13 protein-coding genes are annotated in these 17,001 nt (G+C 72.2%); 9 read left to right on the top strand and 4 right to left on the bottom strand.

Features of this window, described 5'->3' with window-relative positions; all coding sequences use genetic code 11:
• Nucleotides 1-118 precede the first annotated feature (118 nt).
• The 4 genes from ABZ840_RS12465 (at nucleotide 119) to ABZ840_RS12450 (ending at nucleotide 5,830) form a co-directional block, all read left to right on the top strand.
• Nucleotides 119-862, top strand: a complete 744-nt coding sequence (locus ABZ840_RS12465; protein WP_361557557.1) for a hypothetical protein — start codon at nucleotides 119-121, stop codon at nucleotides 860-862.
• Between the two features lie 171 nt (nucleotides 863-1,033).
• Nucleotides 1,034-1,879 carry a DegV family protein gene (locus ABZ840_RS12460; RefSeq protein ID WP_361557554.1) on the top strand — a complete coding sequence of 282 codons (846 nt, stop codon included), beginning with the start codon at nucleotides 1,034-1,036 and terminating at the stop codon, nucleotides 1,877-1,879.
• 388 nt (nucleotides 1,880-2,267) lie between these two features.
• Nucleotides 2,268-3,038 carry a ComEA family DNA-binding protein gene (locus ABZ840_RS12455; RefSeq protein ID WP_361557551.1) on the top strand — a complete coding sequence of 257 codons (771 nt, stop codon included), beginning with the start codon at nucleotides 2,268-2,270 and terminating at the stop codon, nucleotides 3,036-3,038.
• The gene (locus ABZ840_RS12450; RefSeq protein ID WP_361557549.1) at nucleotides 3,035-5,830 is read left to right on the top strand and encodes a ComEC/Rec2 family competence protein; all 2,796 of its coding nucleotides are present in this window, start codon (nucleotides 3,035-3,037) and stop codon (nucleotides 5,828-5,830) included. Before ABZ840_RS12455 ends, ABZ840_RS12450 begins: the two co-directional genes overlap by 4 nt.
• On the opposite strand, the gene ABZ840_RS12445 is transcribed toward ABZ840_RS12450, so the two are convergent.
• Entirely contained in the window at nucleotides 5,760-7,277 is a 1,518-nt protein-coding gene (locus ABZ840_RS12445) for a substrate-binding domain-containing protein (RefSeq protein ID WP_361557546.1), read from the bottom strand. The two genes, ABZ840_RS12450 and ABZ840_RS12445, sit on opposite strands and share 71 nt — an antisense overlap.
• A 243-nt stretch (nucleotides 7,278-7,520) precedes the next feature.
• Here ABZ840_RS12445 and ABZ840_RS12440 point away from each other — a divergent pair, with 243 nt between their 5' ends.
• Together ABZ840_RS12440 and ABZ840_RS12435 are read left to right on the top strand one after the other, a co-directional pair.
• Nucleotides 7,521-8,006 (top strand): Rrf2 family transcriptional regulator, encoded by a 486-nt coding sequence (locus ABZ840_RS12440; protein ID WP_361557544.1) that lies wholly within the window; start codon nucleotides 7,521-7,523, stop codon nucleotides 8,004-8,006.
• Nucleotides 8,006-8,983 (top strand): arylamine N-acetyltransferase, encoded by a 978-nt coding sequence (locus ABZ840_RS12435; RefSeq protein ID WP_361557541.1) that lies wholly within the window; start codon nucleotides 8,006-8,008, stop codon nucleotides 8,981-8,983. The genes ABZ840_RS12440 and ABZ840_RS12435 overlap by 1 nt, the downstream gene beginning before the upstream one ends.
• Nucleotides 8,984-9,097: 114 nt before the next feature.
• Here the strand turns inward: ABZ840_RS12435 and ABZ840_RS12430 are convergent, their stop codons facing one another.
• Nucleotides 9,098-9,349: a hypothetical protein gene (locus ABZ840_RS12430; RefSeq protein WP_361557538.1), complete on the bottom strand. Its 252-nt coding sequence runs from the start codon at nucleotides 9,347-9,349 to the stop codon at nucleotides 9,098-9,100.
• Between the two features lie 141 nt (nucleotides 9,350-9,490).
• On the opposite strand from ABZ840_RS12430, the gene holA reads away from it, so the two are divergent.
• A complete protein-coding gene (holA, locus tag ABZ840_RS12425; RefSeq protein ID WP_361557535.1) occupies nucleotides 9,491-10,477 on the top strand; it encodes a DNA polymerase III subunit delta in 987 nt (328 codons plus the stop codon).
• 243 nt (nucleotides 10,478-10,720) lie between these two features.
• Here holA and ABZ840_RS12420 read toward each other — a convergent pair whose 3' ends face one another.
• Together ABZ840_RS12420 and rpsT are read right to left on the bottom strand one after the other, a co-directional pair.
• Entirely contained in the window at nucleotides 10,721-11,659 is a 939-nt protein-coding gene (locus ABZ840_RS12420) for a hypothetical protein (RefSeq protein WP_361557532.1), read from the bottom strand.
• A gap of 417 nt (nucleotides 11,660-12,076) precedes the next feature.
• Nucleotides 12,077-12,343, bottom strand: a complete 267-nt coding sequence (gene rpsT, locus ABZ840_RS12415; protein WP_361557529.1) for a 30S ribosomal protein S20 — start codon at nucleotides 12,341-12,343, stop codon at nucleotides 12,077-12,079.
• A 408-nt stretch (nucleotides 12,344-12,751) separates the two neighbouring features.
• Between rpsT and lepA the strand changes: the two genes are divergently transcribed.
• Both lepA and ABZ840_RS12405 read left to right on the top strand, forming a co-directional pair.
• Nucleotides 12,752-14,620, top strand: a complete 1,869-nt coding sequence (gene lepA, locus ABZ840_RS12410) for a translation elongation factor 4 (protein ID WP_361557526.1) — start codon at nucleotides 12,752-12,754, stop codon at nucleotides 14,618-14,620.
• A gap of 429 nt (nucleotides 14,621-15,049) precedes the next feature.
• The gene (locus tag ABZ840_RS12405) at nucleotides 15,050-16,939 is read left to right on the top strand and encodes an AMP-binding protein (protein ID WP_361557523.1); all 1,890 of its coding nucleotides are present in this window, start codon (nucleotides 15,050-15,052) and stop codon (nucleotides 16,937-16,939) included.
• Nucleotides 16,940-17,001 lie beyond the last annotated feature (62 nt).

The raw sequence follows: 17,001 nt of genomic DNA, 5'->3' as shown, positions 1-17,001 counted from the left end.
GGGGAAGACCACTAGGGGCAGGTTGGGGGTTCTTGGGGAACCCTTGACCTGCCGGGCCCGTTTACGGTGGGAGAAGGAAGCCGTCCGCCCGGCGGCCGAGCCCACGTGAGGGAAGCCCATGACCACCGCGCTCGTGATCCTCGCCCTGCTCTTCGTGCTGTTCGTCGCGGCAGGGGTCTTCGTGACGGTCAAGGCCGTCTCGGCGGCCAAGCGCGGGGTGGACCGTACGGTCGCGCAGGCCCGCCGCACCGTCGAGGACACCACGCTGCGCGCCCGCCGGTACACCCAGACCGGCCCCGCCGGCCAGCTGGCGGAGCTGCGGCACTCCCTGCGCACGTCGATGCGCGCCACCCAGGAGGCGCTGCGTACGGCGTCCGCCGAGGACCAGTCGCTGCAGGAAGCGCTGAACCTCTTCGGGCGGCTCAGCGCGCACGGCCATGAGCTGGACGACGAACTGAAGCGCCTGGAGCGCGAGCCGGACCGGGCGCGCATCGCCGAATGCCTCCCCGAGCTGCGCGACCGCGTGGAGCGCTGCACGCACGCCGCGGATTCGCTGCGCTGGGCGGCCCAGGACCGGGCCCGCAAGTTCGCCGACGACGACCTGAGCGCGCTGACCGGGCAGATCGACATGGAGGCCGGCGCCCTGCGGCACTGGACGCCCGCGTCCGGAGCCGGCGAGACCACGGACGACCGGAGCGCGGGCGCAGCGCAGGATCCGCTCGCCGCGTGGCCGCCGCCCGAGCAGCCCGGCACGTCCGAGGGCCGGGCCGAGGAGAGCCCGCGGGCCCTCAACGCCCCCGATCCGCGCATACAGGCGCCGTACCCCTGGCAGAAGACGGCCCGCCCGGAGAACACGGGCTGACGCGGCACCGTAGAGCGCGGACTGACGCGGCACTGTAGGGCACGGACTGAGAGCACTGACTGACGGTGGCACCGTGAAGATTGGCTGTGGCGCATCGCTCGGGAATGGGAGAGGATCTTGAAAGAGGGCCCGCACTGTCGGGCTCCGGGATCCCCGGATAACCTCCCAGTCATGTCCCGCCATGTCGCGATCGTCACCGATTCAACGGCCTACCTGCCGCGGGCGGCGCTGGAGCGCCACGGCATCACGGCAGTGCCGCTGACCGTCGTCCTCGGCGACGAGGCTCTGGAAGAGGGAACGGAGATCTCGGCCAAGTCGGTCGCGCACGCGCTGCAGAAGCGAAAATACGTCACCACCTCCCGCCCCGCGCCCGAATCGTTCGCCGAGACCTACCGCGAGGTCGCGGCGGCCGGCGCGAGCGGCATCGTCTCCCTCCACCTCTCCTCGGAGTTCTCCGGCACGTACGACGCGGCGGTACTGGCCGCCAGGGAGGCGCCGGTCCCGGTACGCGTCGTGGACACCGGCATGGTCGCCATGGCACTGGGCTTCTGTGCCCTGGCGGCCGCGGAGGTCGCCCAGGCCGGCGGAGACATCGACGAGGCGGTCGCCGCGGCCGAGAAGCGCGCCGAAGGCACCTCCGCGTACTTCTACGTCGACACCCTGGAGTACCTGCGCCGCGGCGGCCGCATCGGCGCGGCCCAGGCCCTGCTGGGCTCCGCGCTCGCCGTCAAACCCCTGCTCCAGCTGACCGACGGGCGCATCGAACTGCTGGAGAAGGTCCGCACCGCCTCCAAGGCCATCGCACGCCTGGAGGAGATCGTGGCGGAAAGGGCGGGTACGGATCCGGTCGATGTGGCGGTGCACCACCTCGCGGCGACCGAGCGCGCCGACGCCCTGGCCGACCGCCTCCGCGCCCGCGTACCGGGCCTGGCCGACCTGCACGTCAGCGAGGTCGGCGCGGTGATCGGCGCACACACCGGACCGGGGCTGCTCGGGGTCGTGCTCTCGCCGCGGTAGACGGCGCTGGTGGCCGGTCCCGGTGGCCGGCCCCGGGGGTCAGCTCTGGCGGTCAGCTCTGATGGTCGGCCGTCGCGGTCGGCCCGATTCCCTCGATCGAGGGTCCGAGTTATCCACAACTCCCGGGTTATCCACGGAATTCGACGATGATCGACGCGATCGGCGGAATGTCTCTAGCGTCGTCGTCATGACTTCGCGATCTCCTTCCTCGGCCCGTGCTCCCGCTCCCGACTCCGGGCTCCCGCAGCGTCCATCGGGCCGTTCCTCGAACAGCGCGGGGGACCGTCCACCGGACCGGCCGCCGGACCCACCACCGCCATCCGGTCCCTCCTCCTCGCCATCCGCGCCCTTTGCTTCTTCACCCGGTTTCGTCCCGCCGACTTCGGCGGTGTGTGGGACATCGGTGCCGTCCCGCTGGCGGATCGCGCTGCAGGAGCGCCTGCCGTTATGGGTGCAACTGCGCTGCGGTACGGACCCGAAGGCGCTCGGCGCGCTCGCCGTCGTGCTCCTGATCGCCGTGGCCTTCGCCGTCCACCACTTCTGGACCGCCCGACCCCAGGCCGTACGGGCGCCGGTCGCCCAGCACGCCTCCGTACCCGTACCGAGCAGCGCCGTGAGTGCGGCCGGCGTACCGACCGCCGCCCCGGTCCGCCGCATCGTCGTGGACATCGCCGGCAAGGTGCGCCGCCCCGGCATCCACCGCCTTCCGCAGGGCGCCCGGGTCGCCGACGCGCTGCGTGCCGCGGGCGGTGTGCTCTCCGGGACGAGCACCCGCACGCTGAACCGCGCCCGCCTCCTGGTGGACGGCGAACAGATCATTGTCGGGGCGCGGGCCGCCGCCCCGACGGGACCGGGCGGGCAGCCCGCTGCCGGTGCCGCCGGCTCCGCGGGCGCTCCGGCGGCTTCGGGCGCTTCGGGTGGGGCAAGTGCGCCGGGCGGCTCTGTCGGTGTGGGCGCAGCTCCGGCCGGACCGGTCAGCCTGAACTCCGCGACCGCCGAGCAACTCGACACCCTCCCCGGCGTCGGCCCCGTACTCGCCCAGCACATCATCGATTTCCGCACCCGGCACGGCGGCTTCACCTCCATCGACCAACTGCAGGAGGTCAATGGCATCGGCGACCGCCGCTTCGCCGACCTGCGTCCGCTGGTGCAGCCATGACAGATCGGGCCGATGCGTCAGTGGCCGAGTTGGGCGAGCCGGGCGAGCCGGCCGGGTCTGAGGTGCAGCGGTCAGTGGTGTCGCGGGGCGAAGGGCCCGCGGACCTGCGGCTGGTTGCGCCGGCGCTCGCCGCCTGGGGAGCCGCGGCGCTGGCCCTGGATGCGCCTGTCCACCTGCTTGTCCTGACGGGCGCCGGCGCCCTGGTCCTGGCCGGTCTCGTGCTCTCGCGGGCCGTACGTCGTCGTGCGGGGACGCTGGTCGCGGTGGCCGCGGTACTGCTCTGCGCGGTGGCCGGCGCGGCCTCGGCAGCACTCCAGGGGGCCGATCTGCGACGCGGCCCGGTGCCCCGGCTCGCCCATGAGTACGCGCAAGCCACGGTCGAGCTGGAGGTGACCGAGGACCCGCACCTCGCCCGGCAGCGGGTGCGCGGGGCTCAACGTATGCCGCCCGCCGTCGTGTTCGCCGCTGAGGTAAGGCGCGTCACCGCACCGGACGGCGCGGTGACCATCGCCCGCACCCCTGTCCTGGTCGTCGTCCCGCAGCAGCAGGACCGGCAGGGCGAGGATGGCCGGCAGGAAGGGCAGGGCCAAGAGGGCGGCCGGGGTACGGCGGCCGGCTCCGGTGCCTGGCGAGCGCTGTTGCCCTCCACGCGTATCCGGGTCGAGGCCCGGTTCGCGCCGCCGCTGCCGCCCAGTGACCGTACGGCCGCCGTGCTGCGGGTGGCCGCCGACGCACCAACGCCGCGGCGCATCGGCGGCCCCACGCCCCTGCAGCGGTTCGCCGGTTCCCTTCGGGCAGGACTGCGCGACGCCTCCGAGGGCCTGCGTCCCGATGCCCGCGCGCTGCTCCCGGGGCTCGTCGTGGGGGACACCTCCCGTGTGACGCCGGAGCTGGACGACGCCTTCCGGGCCACCGACCTGACGCATCTGCTCGCCGTCTCCGGCAGCAACCTCACCATCGTGCTGGCCCTGCTCATCGGCCCGCCGCACCTCGCCGTACGCGCCGAACGCCGCGGTATCGCGCCCCGGCTGGGCCTCTCGCTGCGCACCACGGCGGTGATCGGCGGCGCGGTCGCGCTCGCCTTCGTCGTCGTGTGCCGGCCGGACCCCAGCGTGCTGCGCGCCGCCGCGTGCGGCCTGATCACCCTGCTCGCCATCGGCTCCGGCCGCCGCCGGACGCTGCTCCCCGCGCTCGCCGCCGCCGTCCTGCTGCTCGTCCTCTACGACCCCTGGCTGGCCAGGAGTTACGGCTTCCTGCTCTCCGTACTGGCCACCGGCGCCCTGCTCACCCTCGCGCCCCGCTGGAGCGCCGCCCTCCAACGGCGGCGCGTTCCGCCCCGCCTCGCCGAGGTGATCGCCGCGGCCGCCGCTGCGCAGGCCGTGTGCGCGCCGGTCATCGCCGTGCTCGCCGCCCGTGTCGGGCTGGTGGCCGTGCCCTGCAACCTGCTCGCCGAGGTGGCCGTGGCGCCCGCGACCGTGCTCGGGTTCGCGGCACTGGCCGTCGCGCCCGTCCTGCCGCCGCTCGCCACCGCGCTCGCCTGGTGCGCGGGGTGGCCCGCCGAGTGGATCGCGGTCATCGCCCGTACGGGAGCCGCGCTGCCCGGCGCCGAATTCGGCTGGCCGGGCGGCTGGACCGGCGGCTTCCTGCTGGCCGCCGCCATCGTCGTCCTGGTACCGGTTGCCCGGACTCTGCTGCGGCGCCGCGGGCTGTGCGTCGCCTGTGCCCTGCTGTTGGTCGTCCTCGTCGTCCGGCCCGCACCGCTGAGCCGGATCGTCACGGGCTGGCCGCCGCCCGGCTGGCGGCTGGCCGTGTGCGACGTCGGCCAGGGGGACGGACTCGTGCTCGCCACGGGACCCGGCAGCGCGCTGGTCGTGGACACCGGCCCCGACCCCCGCGCCATGGACCGCTGCCTCCAGAAGCTGGACGTACGCCGGATCCCGCTGCTCGTCCTCACCCACTTCCACGCCGACCACGTCGACGGCCTCACCGGGGCGCTCCGCGGACGCAGCGTGGGGGCGCTGGAGACCACCACCCGGGAGGACCCGCCGGACCAGGCGGCGTTCGTAAGGAAGACGGCAGCCGCCCATGGCGTACCGATGATCCCGGCCGTGCCGGGGGAGCGGCGCCGGACGGGCCCCGTGACCTGGCAAGTCCTCTGGCCCCCGCCCCCGCCCCCGACCCCGGACATCTCCCCGGCTCCGGATGCCTCCCCGGTCCCTGACCCGACCTCGACCCCGGCTGAGCAGGCCGACGGCCCACTCCTCCCGCCGCCCACCGGCTTCATGCCCGAGGGGCCCAACAACGCCAGCGTCACACTCCTCGTGCGTACTGCAGGGCTGACCGTTCTCCTGCTCGGTGACCTCGAACCACCGGCACAGCAGGCCCTGCTGGCGGCGCACCCCGACCTCCGGGCGGTCGACGTGCTCAAGGTCGCCCACCACGGTTCCGCCTACCAGGACCCCGCGCTCATGGGGGCGTTGGCGCCCCGGCTCGCCGTGATCAGTGCGGGCGCCGGGAACACGTACGGGCATCCCGCCCCCAGTACGCTCGCCGCGCTCCGCTCACAGGGCGCCAGGGTGCTGCGTACGGACACCGACGGCGCGATCGCCGTGACGGGCAGCGCCGCCACCGGCCTCGCCGGCGTGACCAACAACGGCAGACGCCGGTACCCGGTACGCCGACGTCCGGTGCCGCCGCGCCCGATGCGCGGCCCGACAGGCGTCAGGGACGGCATACGGAGGCCGACAGGCTCCGGCCGTCGGCGCAGGGCACGTGTTTGTACATCCGCATGACGTTCTTGGCCGTGTCGGAGTTCAGGTAGGTCAGGAACTTCGCGGCGAGCGAGCCGTCCGCCGGATGCCCGTAGGTGTAGAGGAACTCCACGGTCCAGAAGGGGTATTCATGCTGCTGTCCCCACTCGATGTCGGGCTCGTGCCCGTCCAGCCGGATGGCGATGAGGTGCGGCCGCTTGGCCGCCGCGTAGGTCTCGGCGTAACCGATCGCGCCCGCCACCCGGTCCACCGTGTCGAGCAGCCCCGTCGTGCTGTTCACCTCGCAGCGCGTCACGCGGGCCCGCTCGTCCCGGTCCTTGTCGGTGCAGTCGTACGACGACACCACGCCCGGCTCCGAATGGTGCAGCACGGTCGTCTCGAAGGCCCGCCGGGTCCCGGAGTCCGCGTTCCGGCCGACGACGTGGATGGGGAGGTCGTTGCCGCCCACGTCCTTCCAGTTGGTGTGGGTGCCGTCGTAGATCTTCCGGACCTGGTCGAGGGTGAGGTTGTCGATGCCGGTGCGTTCGTTGACGACCATGCTGAGCAGGATGACGCCCACGCGCTCGCCCTGCAGACGGCTGTAGACCGAGGGGGCGGGCACGTCGGACATGGCGAGGAAGGAGGGGCTGCCGGAGCGTGCGGCGCGCCCGGCCCGGTTCAGGTTGGCCAGGCCGGAGAGACTGCCGCTTCTGGCGACCTCGATCCTGGCACCGGGGCAGCGTGCCTGGTACTGCCGGGCGATCTCCTGCATCGGGGGCGCGAAGGCGGTGGAGCCGTCGACGGTCAGCCGCCCGGTGGCGCACTCGGCGCGGGCGGGTACGGCAGGCGTGCTGAGCAGCAGCCCGCCCAGCAGCCCGACCAGGACGATGAAGAGGCCGCCGAGGGCGAGGCTCGGCTTGCGGGGGCCCCAGCGCTGGGTGTTCCGGCGGATCCGGCCGCCGCTGAGGAAGCCGCCGACGACCACGTCGTCGCCGGTCCGCGTCCGGCCGCGCGCAGGGGTGCCCTCGCCCGTGCCGGAGAGCAGTACGAGCAGTTTGAAGTGGTTACGGGTGTTGAGCGGGACCTTCGGTATGTGCAGCCGGTTGCCGCTGTACCGCAGGCCGGCGCCGGACCGGGTGAGCATGCCGATGAGATCGGCCGGATTGGCGTCCGGTACCTCGACGCCGAGGACCGTGCGGCCCGTGAACTCCACGGTCAGGGGCTCCTGGTAGTCCTGCCGGACGATGTCCTTGCTGCCGTCGTTCTCGATGCGCAGCAGGGCCAGCGTGGCGTCGGTGATCTCCTGTTCCTGTCTCAGGAGTCTCAACTGCACCAGGCTGTGGGCGTCCTGGGGGTTCATGCCGATGGGGGTGTCCATCTGAACGCGGTAGCCGATGCGCTTGCGTCCGGGCAGGAAGCGCTCGACGGCCCAGATCAGGGCGGTCGCCACGAGTCCGGCCAGCGCCAGGATGGTCTCGGTGTCCGGCATGGGCATGGCAACCTCACACGAGAGAAGGGCGACGTCTGGGGTGACAACAGGGGTCAAGGCGGGAGCGACGACTGGAGTGGCGTCCGGAGTGACGTCTGGGGTGTTGCCCGCAATGTAGGGAGGTGCCGTCGAGACAGTGCGCGCTTCGGCAAGCCTTCACCAGAGGTTCAGGCGCCGGCCGTCGGGGCCGGGGGCGCCCGGACCGGGATCCGGAAGAGAACCCGGATCTGTAAACTCCAGAATATGAGGATGAGTGAGGGCGTCGAGTGGGGGCTGCACTGCTGCGTGACGCTGGCCTGGCTCGGTGACGACCGGCCCGTGTCCACGGCGAGGCTGGCCGCCTTCTTCGATCTGCCGGCCGCGTACCTGAACAAGCGCCTCCAGGCGCTCGTACGGGCCGGGATCCTCAGCTCGACGCCGGGCGCGCGGGGCGGCTTCCGGCTCGCCCGGCCGCCGGAGGCGATCACGCTCATGGACGTGGTGGCGGCGGTCGAGGGGCCGGACGAGGCGTTCCGGTGCATGGAGATTCGGCAGCAGGGGGCGGGGGCCGAGCTGTCGGGGCGCGACTTCCGGCAGCCGTGCGGCATCGCCACGGCCATGCGCCGGGCCGAGCTGGCCTGGCGCCGGGAGCTGGCGGCGCAGACCCTCGCCGACATCCTCGCCGCGGCCCCGGCCGCGGCGGCGGACCGGGCGCGCCGCTGGTTCGCCCTGGAGAGGACGGGCAGCTGATGGGTACGGAGGCGAACGCGGGGCGGAACGGGACGACGGACGCGACGACGGACGTGGGGGCCGTTCCGGCCGACCCCGCCCGTGCTGAGGGCACTCTCCATGCCGAGGGCGCGCTCCGTGCTGAGGAGGTCGACGCCTACCTGCGGCGGATCGGGGTGGAGCGGCCCGCTGTGCCCGATGTCGAGGCGTTGCGGCGGCTGCATGTCCAGCATCTGCGCACGGTCCCGTTCGAGAACCTCTCCGTGCATCTCGGTGAGGAGATCGTGCTCACCGAGCGGGCGCTGCTGGACAAGATCGTTCGAGACCGCCGCGGTGGCTTCTGCTACGAACTCAACGGCGCGTTCGCGATGCTGCTGACCGCGCTGGGGTACGACGCCGAGCTGCTGTCAGGGCGGGTGTACGGCCCGGACGGGCGGCTGGGGATCCCGTACGATCACGCGGCCGTGCGCGTCCGTACGGCGGACGGGCCCCTGCTGGCCGACGTCGGATTCGGGCGGCACAGCCATTACCCGCTGCGGCTGGACACGGCCGAGGAGCAGGCCGAGCCGGGCGGAGCCTTCCGATTCGTGGCGGCGGACGAGTTCGCGGCGGGGGACGAGCTTGCGACGGCGGACGGGGGCGTGGCGTCGGGCGAGTGCGCGGTGACGGGTACGGGGGATCTTGACGTACTGCGGGACGGGGCGCCGCAGTACCGGCTCGAAATGCGGCCGCGGGCGCTCGGCGACTTCGAGGCGGGCTGCTGGTGGCAGACCACCTCGCCGAAGTCGCACTTCACGCAGTCGCTGGTCTGCTCGCGGCTCACCGACGACGGCGGGCGGATCACGCTGTCGGGCCGTACGTTCGTGAGCACGGCGCCCGACGGCAGCCGGACGGAGCGCGAGATCCCCGAGGACGAGCTGCTCGCCGCCTACCGCACCCACTTCGGCATAACCCTCGACCGGGCGCCGGTCGCACCGGTCCCGCCGACACCGCGGTAGGCCCGGCTCCGGCCCCGGCCGCAGCCACCGGCCCGGCCCCAGTCCGGCCCCGGCCCCAGTCCGGCCCCGGCCCTGGCCTCAGCACCCGACCCTGGCCTTGGCGCGACGGGGCGGCTAGGAGCGTTCTGGTTCCAGCCAGCCTTCGTATTCGGAGGCCAGGGTGTCCAGGGTGGCCGGGTCGCAGGCGGAGCCGGGGTCCTCCAGGACGACCAGCCACTGCGCGTCCTCGGCGTCGTCCTCGCCGGCCAGGGCGTCCCGTACGAGCTGCGGCTCCTGGGCCACGCCGTACTCCTCGGTCAGCACCTCGGCCACTTCCTCGGCCGCGTCCCGGTCGGGCAGCACCAGTACATGTCGAACATCGCTCACCCCGCCATTCTCCGACAGCGGCGAGCGTCCCCGGCGGGGTGGGGTGAGTGTCTCCGGAGAGGTGGTGGGTGAGCGTGACCGCCGAGGTGGTGGGGCGGTCACGGGTCGGAGTGTCAGTGGCGCGTGGGATGCTGGTCGGCGATGGCCAGGAAGACAGCAAACGACGACCCCCTCGCGCCCGTCACGATCGCCGTGGGGCAGGAAGACCTGCTGCTCGACCGTGCGGTGCAGCAGGTGGTGGCGGCCGCGCGGGCCGCAGACGCGGACACCGACGTGCGCGACCTCACCCCCGACCAGCTGCAGCCGGGCACGCTGGCCGAGCTGACCAGCCCGTCGCTCTTCGCCGAGCGCAAGGTCGTGGTCGTGCGCCAGGCCCAGGATCTCTCCGCCGACACGATCAAGGACGTCAAGGCGTACCTCGGTTCGCCGGCCGAGGAGATCACGCTGGTGCTGCTGCACGCGGGCGCGGCTAAGGGCAAGGGGCTGCTGGACGCCGCCCGCAAGGTCGGGGCGCGTGAGGTCGCCTGTCCGAAGATGACCAAGCCCGCCGACCGGCTGGCGTTCGTGCGCGGGGAGTTCCGTACGGCGGGGCGGTCGGCGACGCCGGAGGCGTGCCAGGCGCTGGTGGATGCCATCGGCAGTGACCTGCGGGAACTGGCCTCGGCGTGTGCGCAGCTCGCGGCGGATGTCGAGGGCACGATCGACGACGCGGTGGTCGCGCGGTACTACACCGGCCGGGCGGAGGCCTCCAGCTTCACGGTGGCCGACCGGGCGGTCGAGGGGCGCGCGGCCGAGGCGCTGGAGGCGTTGCGCTGGGCGGTCTCGACCGGCGTCGCGCCCGTCATGATCACCAGCGCGCTGGCGCAGGGCGTCCGGGCCATCGGCAAGCTGGCCTCCGCGCCGCGCGGTGCCCGGCCCGGGGATCTCGCGCGGGAGCTGGGCATGCCGCCGTGGAAGATCGACCGGGTGCGGCAGCAGATGCGCGGCTGGTCGGCGGACGGCGTGGCGGTGGCGCTGCGTGCGGTCGCCGAGGCCGACGCGGGCGTCAAGGGCGGCGGCGACGATCCGGAGTACGCGCTGGAGAAGGCGGTCGTCACGGTCGCCCGAGCGGCCCGCTCCCGCCGCTGAGTCCGGGCCCTGACGGGCCGGGATCGCCGACAGCGACGGGGGCCGGGGCTCCCGACAGCCGCCCGGGTTCCGGACAGCCGCCCTGTCCGTACCGGGCTGCCCTGCCCCTCGGGCGACGGCCACGCCGGGCAGCCGCCTCCGCTGGTCGGCGAACGGGACACTCCGGGCGCGCGGCATCCCGCCCCACCCGGGCGCGCGCCGGTGCGCTGCACCCCTCCCGCGCGCCCGTCCGGCCGCAGAGCCTCAGTTCTTCAGCTTCCGGAGGGTTTCCGTGGCGCTCGTGCGGAGCATGTCGGCGACCTCGTCGGAGCTGGGGCTGTCGGCGCTGTCGCTGCTGGAGTAGCTGGACCAGGCCGTCTCGTACGTCAGCCAGCCGTCCCGGACGCCGAGCACGACGTACGTGCTCTTGCTGTCGGTGGACCCCTCGCGGCTCACCAGGTACGCCTCGTCGCCGATGCCCTGGACGGGCGTGACCTTGTAGTCGGTGGACGACTCCTGCTGCTCGTACGACCGGTACTGCGCCTCGAACTCGGGGCCCGGGTCGGTCTTCTTGTGCAGGAACGCCTTGGTGTAGACGAAGTTGGTGGAGTAGTCGTCGCTGCCCGCGTCCTCCGGGACCAGGTCGGCGTTGCACCACATCGAGTCCAGGGCCGGGTCCTGGTGGCCGCTGGCCGCTGGGTTCTCGCCCGCGCTGGTCGAGGTGCTGCTGTCCTCCATCTTGTAGCGCGCGTCCTCGAACGGCGCCCAGGAGGTCGAGCCGCAGAGGTCCGCCTTGTAGGTGTAGCCGCGCAGGTCGGGGCTGGGCTCTCCGCCGAGGCCGCCGGTCGAGAAGACCACGCCGGCCCAGACGGCCGAGGCGACCACGGCTCCGCCGATGGCCCAGAGCCAGGCGGGTACTCCCTTGCCGCCGCCGGTGGGGGCGCCCGCCGGGGCGCTGCCGTAGCCCCCGGGCATGGTCGGCGCGCCGTGCGGGGCCGGGTAGCCGTAGCCGGCCGGCGGCCGGCCGTACGGGTTCGGCTGCGGCGGCTGGCCGTAAGGGTTCGCCGACTGGGGCGGCTGCGGGCCCTGGGGCTGCTGCGGTATCCGGGAGGGCGGAGGCGGTGGTCCCTGAGGCGCCGGCCCCTGGGGAGGCTGTGGCGGCTGCTGGGCGTACGGATTGGGCTGTTCCCCCGAGTTGGACATGAGCGGCAGGGTAGCCGACAGGAATCGGCCACCGCTGCCCCGCCCACGGCCTGGACCTTTCGCCCCGGCGCCACCCCACAACACCGAAATCCCACCCCGGCTGCCCGCCCCCGCAACGCCACGCTCCCCGCTCCCGCCCCGCCCGCTTCCCCAACGCCAAAAACCCCGCCCAGCCCTGGGGAAGGGCCGGACGGGGTTCTCGGGATGACTCTCGTGCGCCGCACCCGCGTGGCGAACGCAGGCCGTGTGCGGCGCGGGGTGCCGGGGAGGAGCGGAGAGAGGGGCCGCTGGGCCCTCACCGGCGGTGAAGCGGTAATGCGGTGAAGCAGGGTGGCTGCCGTAAGAGTCAGGACCGTACGGTCAGGACCCGGGACGGCGGCCGCAAGACCTGGAAGGCCTCACTGAAGCACCGGAAGGTCAGGCCTTGATGGAGGCGACCTTCTTCGCGAGCGCCGACTTCTTGTTGGCGGCGGCGTTCTTGTGGATGACGCCCTTGCTGACGGCCTTGTCGAGCTTCTTGCCGGCCTCAGCCTGGGCGGCGGTGGCCTTCTGCAGGTCACCGGCCTCCACGGCCTCACGGGTGCGACGGATCGCGGTCTTCAGAGTCGACTTGACAGCCTTGTTGCGCTGACGAGCCTTCTCGTTGGTCTTGATCCGCTTCATCTGGGACTTGATGTTCGCCACGAAAGAGCCTTTTCAGGTTCGTTGGATTCCGGGCGGCCGAGCGGCAGCTCGTCCGGCTCCGGGCTTTCTGCGTGTCGCGTACATGAGAGGGCACGAAACACGGTGGACCAGGCTACCAGCAGGGGTAACGGCCGCCCAAACCGGACCGGGGGCCGCCCCGCGCCCGCGCGAAGAGGGCCGTTCCGCGCCTGCTCCAAGAGCCTGCGCGCCTGCGACTCCGTGCCTGCTCCGGCCGCCCGCACGCCCGCGTCTCCACGCCCGCCCCGGGAGCCGCGCAGCCGAGGCCGCCCGGTGCCCCGCGCCTCCCGATCAGTTTGGGGCCGCAGCTCATGGGACGATAGGGAGGACGAAATACCCGAGTCCCGCCTACCGCGTTTTCTGACCCGCGTTCTCTGAATGGACCTCTGCGTGCCCGCGACCCCTACGAACGTGCCGGAGCCGAGCCGTACCGACCCGGCTCTCATCCGTAACTTTTGCATCATCGCGCACATCGACCACGGCAAGTCGACGCTTGCCGACCGGATGCTCCAGCTGACGGGAGTCGTGGAGCAGAGGCAGATGCGCGCGCAGTACCTCGACCGCATGGACATCGAGCGTGAGCGGGGCATCACGATCAAGTCCCAGGCGGTCCGGCTGCCCTGGGCCCGTACGGATGAGGAGAACGGGCAGACCCACATCCTCAACATGATCGACACCCCGGGGCACGTCGACTTCACGTATGAGGTCTCGCGGTCGCTCGCGGCCTGCGAGGGGTGCATCCTGCTCGTCGACGCCGCCCAGGGGATCGAGGCGCAGACCCTCGCCAACCTGTACCTGGCGATGGAGCACGATCTCCAGATCATTCCGGTGCTCAACAAGATCGACCTGCCGGCCGCGCAGCCCGAGAAGTTCGCCGCCGAGCTGGCGAACCTGGTCGGCTGCGAGCCCGAGGACGTCCTGAAGGTCTCCGCGAAGACCGGCGTGGGCGTGGACGAGCTGCTGGACAAGGTGGTGCGGGACGTGCCCGCGCCGGTGGGCGTGAAGGACGCGCCGGCCCGCGCGATGATCTTCGACTCGGTGTACGACGCGTACCGCGGTGTCGTCACCTACGTGAAGGTCGTCGACGGCACGCTCAGCAAGCGCGAGCGCATCCGGATGATGTCCACCGGCGCCACGCACGAGCTGCTGGAGATCGGGACGAACTCGCCGGAGATGAAGGCCGCGGACGGGCTGTCGGTCGGTGAGGTCGGTTACCTGATCACCGGTGTGAAGGACGTCCGGCAGTCGAAGGTGGGTGACACGATCACCCAGCTCAGCAGGGGGGCCACGGAGCCGCTCGGCGGCTACAAGGACCCCAAGCCGATGGTCTTCTCGGGCCTCTACCCGCTGGACGGCTCGGACTACCCGGAGCTGCGCGAGGCGCTGGACAAGCTCCAGCTGAACGACGCGGCGCTGGTGTACGAGCCGGAGACCTCGGCCGCGCTGGGCTTCGGTTTCCGCGTGGGCTTCCTCGGCCTGCTGCACCTGGAGGTCATCCGGGAGCGGCTGGAGCGCGAGTTCGGGCTGGAGCTCATCGCGACCGCGCCGAACGTGGTCTACGGCGTGACCATGGAGGACGGCACCGAGCACGAGGTGACCAACCCCAGCGAGTTCCCCACCGGCAAGATCGCCGAGGTGCAGGAGCCGGTCGTCCGGGCCACGATCCTGACCCCGAGCGACTTCATCGGTGCGGTCATGGAGCTGTGCCAGAACCGCCGCGGCAACCTGCTGGGCATGGACTACCTCTCCGAGGACCGGGTCGAGATCCGCTACACCCTGCCGCTCGCCGAGGTCGTCTTCGACTTCTTCGACCAGCTCAAGTCCAAGACCCGGGGTTACGCGTCGCTGGATTACGAGCCCACCGGCGATCAGGTCGCCGACCTGGTCAAGGTCGACATCCTGCTGATGGGCGACCAGGTCGACGCCTTCTCCGCGATCTGCCACAAGGACAAGGCGTACGCGTACGGCGTCCGGCTGGTCTCCAAGCTGCGCGAGCTGATCCCGCGGCAGGCCTTCGAGGTGCCGGTCCAGGCCGCCATCGGCAGCCGGGTGATCGCCCGCGAGACCATCCGCGCCATCCGCAAGGACGTCCTCGCCAAGTGCTACGGCGGTGACATCTCCCGTAAGCGGAAGCTGCTGGAGAAGCAGAAGGAGGGCAAGAAGCGGATGAAGATGGTGGGAAGTGTGGAGGTTCCGCAGGAAGCCTTCATCTCGGTCCTGTCCTCGGACTCCGACGGTGACTCCAAGGGCAAGAAGTAACGCCGCAGGGTGACCGCCGCATGCCGGCGGGACACCGCTGAGCGGTGCAGGGCGTCCGTTCCCGGTCGGGGCGGGCGCCCTTCGCTTTCCGGTCCCGCCGCCGGTCACGCGGTGCGCCCCGGGCCGCCGGAAGATCTCTCCGGTCCGATTCGGGAGAAGTGTCGAAAAGGATGCAGCCGGTCACCTACGGTGAGTGTCCGCGCGTTCACCCTCGGGTGGCCGCGGGCCGGTTCGGACGCCGCCGGGCGGGGGAAGACGGCTCTGAGGACCGCCGTGCGGGGGTGCGGCGCAGGTCGGCGCACACCGATCGGTCACAAGGTGAACGAGTGTGAGGCAGGCCCTTACATGGGGGCGCCACGCACTCTAGTCTGATCCTGCTCGAAGGTTACTCGCGAGTCACCAGCAATGAAGCGGGCCCCGGAGGAACACGTGACGGACAGCCAGTCGTTGATCGAGAACCGGCCACCTTCCGTGGCGACGCTCTTCCTGGAGCGGGTTGCGGCCACCCCGGAGGGCGAGGCCTACCGCTATCCGGTGCCCCCGGCCTCGGGCCAGGGGCCGGACGACTGGAAGTCGCTCACCTGGGCCCAGGCCGCACAGCGCGTGTACGCCGCCGCGGCCGGCCTCATCGAGCTCGGCGTGGCCCCCGAGGAGCGGGTCGCGCTGGCCTCCAGTACGCGGGTGGAGTGGATACTGGCCGACCTCGGCGTGCTCTGTTCGGGCGCGGCCACCACGACCGTGTACCCCAGCACCAACGCGGACGAGACGGCGTACATCCTCGCCGACTCGGGCAGCCGCATCATGATCGCCGAGGACGCCGCGCAGCTGGCCAAGGCCCGTGAGTGCCGCGCCGACCTGCCGGACCTCGCGCACGTCATCGTCATCGACGAGGCGGCCGCCGTACCGGCCGAGGGCGATCCCGAGGGCTGGGTGCTCTCGCTCGCCGAGCTGGAGAAGCGCGGCGCCGCGTACCTGGAGAAGAACCCCAGCTGCGTCAAGGAGCGGGTCGCCGCCCTCCGCGCCGACCAGCTGGCCACCCTGATCTACACCTCCGGTACGACGGGCCGCCCCAAGGGCGTCCGGCTGCCGCACGACTGCTGGTCGTACATGGCCCGCGCGATTCAGGCGACCGGGCTGGTCAACGAGGAGGACGTGCAGTACCTCTGGCTGCCGCTGGCGCACGTCTTCGGCAAGGTGCTCACCGCCGGCCAGATCGCCCAGGGTCATGTCATCGCGGTGGACGGCCGGGTCGACAAGATCATTGAGAATCTGCCGGTCGTCCGGCCGACGTACATGGCCGCCGTGCCGCGGATCTTCGAGAAGGTCTACAACGGCGTGGCCGCCAAGGCCCGCGAGGGCGGCGGGGCCAAGTACAAGATCTTCCAGTGGGCCGCCGGGGTCGCCCGCGAGTACGCCAAGGTCTCGCAGGACAACTTCCGGCGGACCGGCACCGCCTCGGTGCCCTTCGCGCTCGGCGCCAAGCACCAGGTCGCCGACAAGCTGGTGTACGCCAAGCTGCGCGAGGCGTTCGGCGGGCGGCTGCGCGCCGCGGTCTCCGGCTCGGCGGCGCTCGCGCCCGAGATCGGCTACTTCTTCGCCGGCGCCGGCATCCACATCCTGGAGGGCTACGGCCTGACCGAGTCCAGCGCCGCCAGCTTCGTGAACCCCGGCGAGGCGTACCGCACCGGCACGGTCGGCAAGCCGCTGCCCGGTACGGAAGTCCGTATCGCCGAGGACGGCGAGATCCTGCTGCGCGGCCCCGGCATCATGCAGGGCTACCACGGGCTGCCGGAGAAGACGGCCGAGGTGCTGGAGTCCGACGGCTGGTTCCACACCGGCGACATCGGCGAGCTGTCGGCCGACGGCTACCTGCGGATCACCGACCGCAAGAAGGACCTGATCAAGACCTCCGGCGGCAAGTACATCGCGCCCGCCGAGGTCGAGGGCCAGTTCAAGGCGGTCTGTCCGTTCGTCTCCAACGTCCTCGTGCACGGCGCCAACCGGAATTTCTGCACGGCGCTGATCGCCCTGGACGAGCCGACCATCCTGACCTGGGCCAAGGAGCACGGCCTTTCCGGTAAGGACTACGCCGCGGTGGTCGCCACCGAGCAGGTCCGCGAGCTGATCGACGGGTACGTCGAGCGGGTCAACGAGGGGCTCCAGCGCTGGCAGCAGATCCGTAAGTTCCGCATCCTGCCGCGCGACCTGGACATCGGGCACGGCGAGGTCACGCCCAGCCTCAAGGTCAAGCGCCCGGTCGTCGAGCGGACCTTCAAGGACCTGCTGGACGACATGTACGCGGGGGCACGCGAGTCCTGAGCCGCGCCGCGCGCCGGGCCCGCCACGTGTGGTGGCGGGCCCGGCGCGTCCGGTGGGTACGG

The sequence above is a fragment of the Streptomyces sp. NPDC047117 genome (assembly GCF_040643545.1).
Taxonomy (GTDB): domain Bacteria; phylum Actinomycetota; class Actinomycetes; order Streptomycetales; family Streptomycetaceae; genus Streptomyces.
This window is presented reverse-complemented; position numbering and strand designations above follow the sequence as displayed.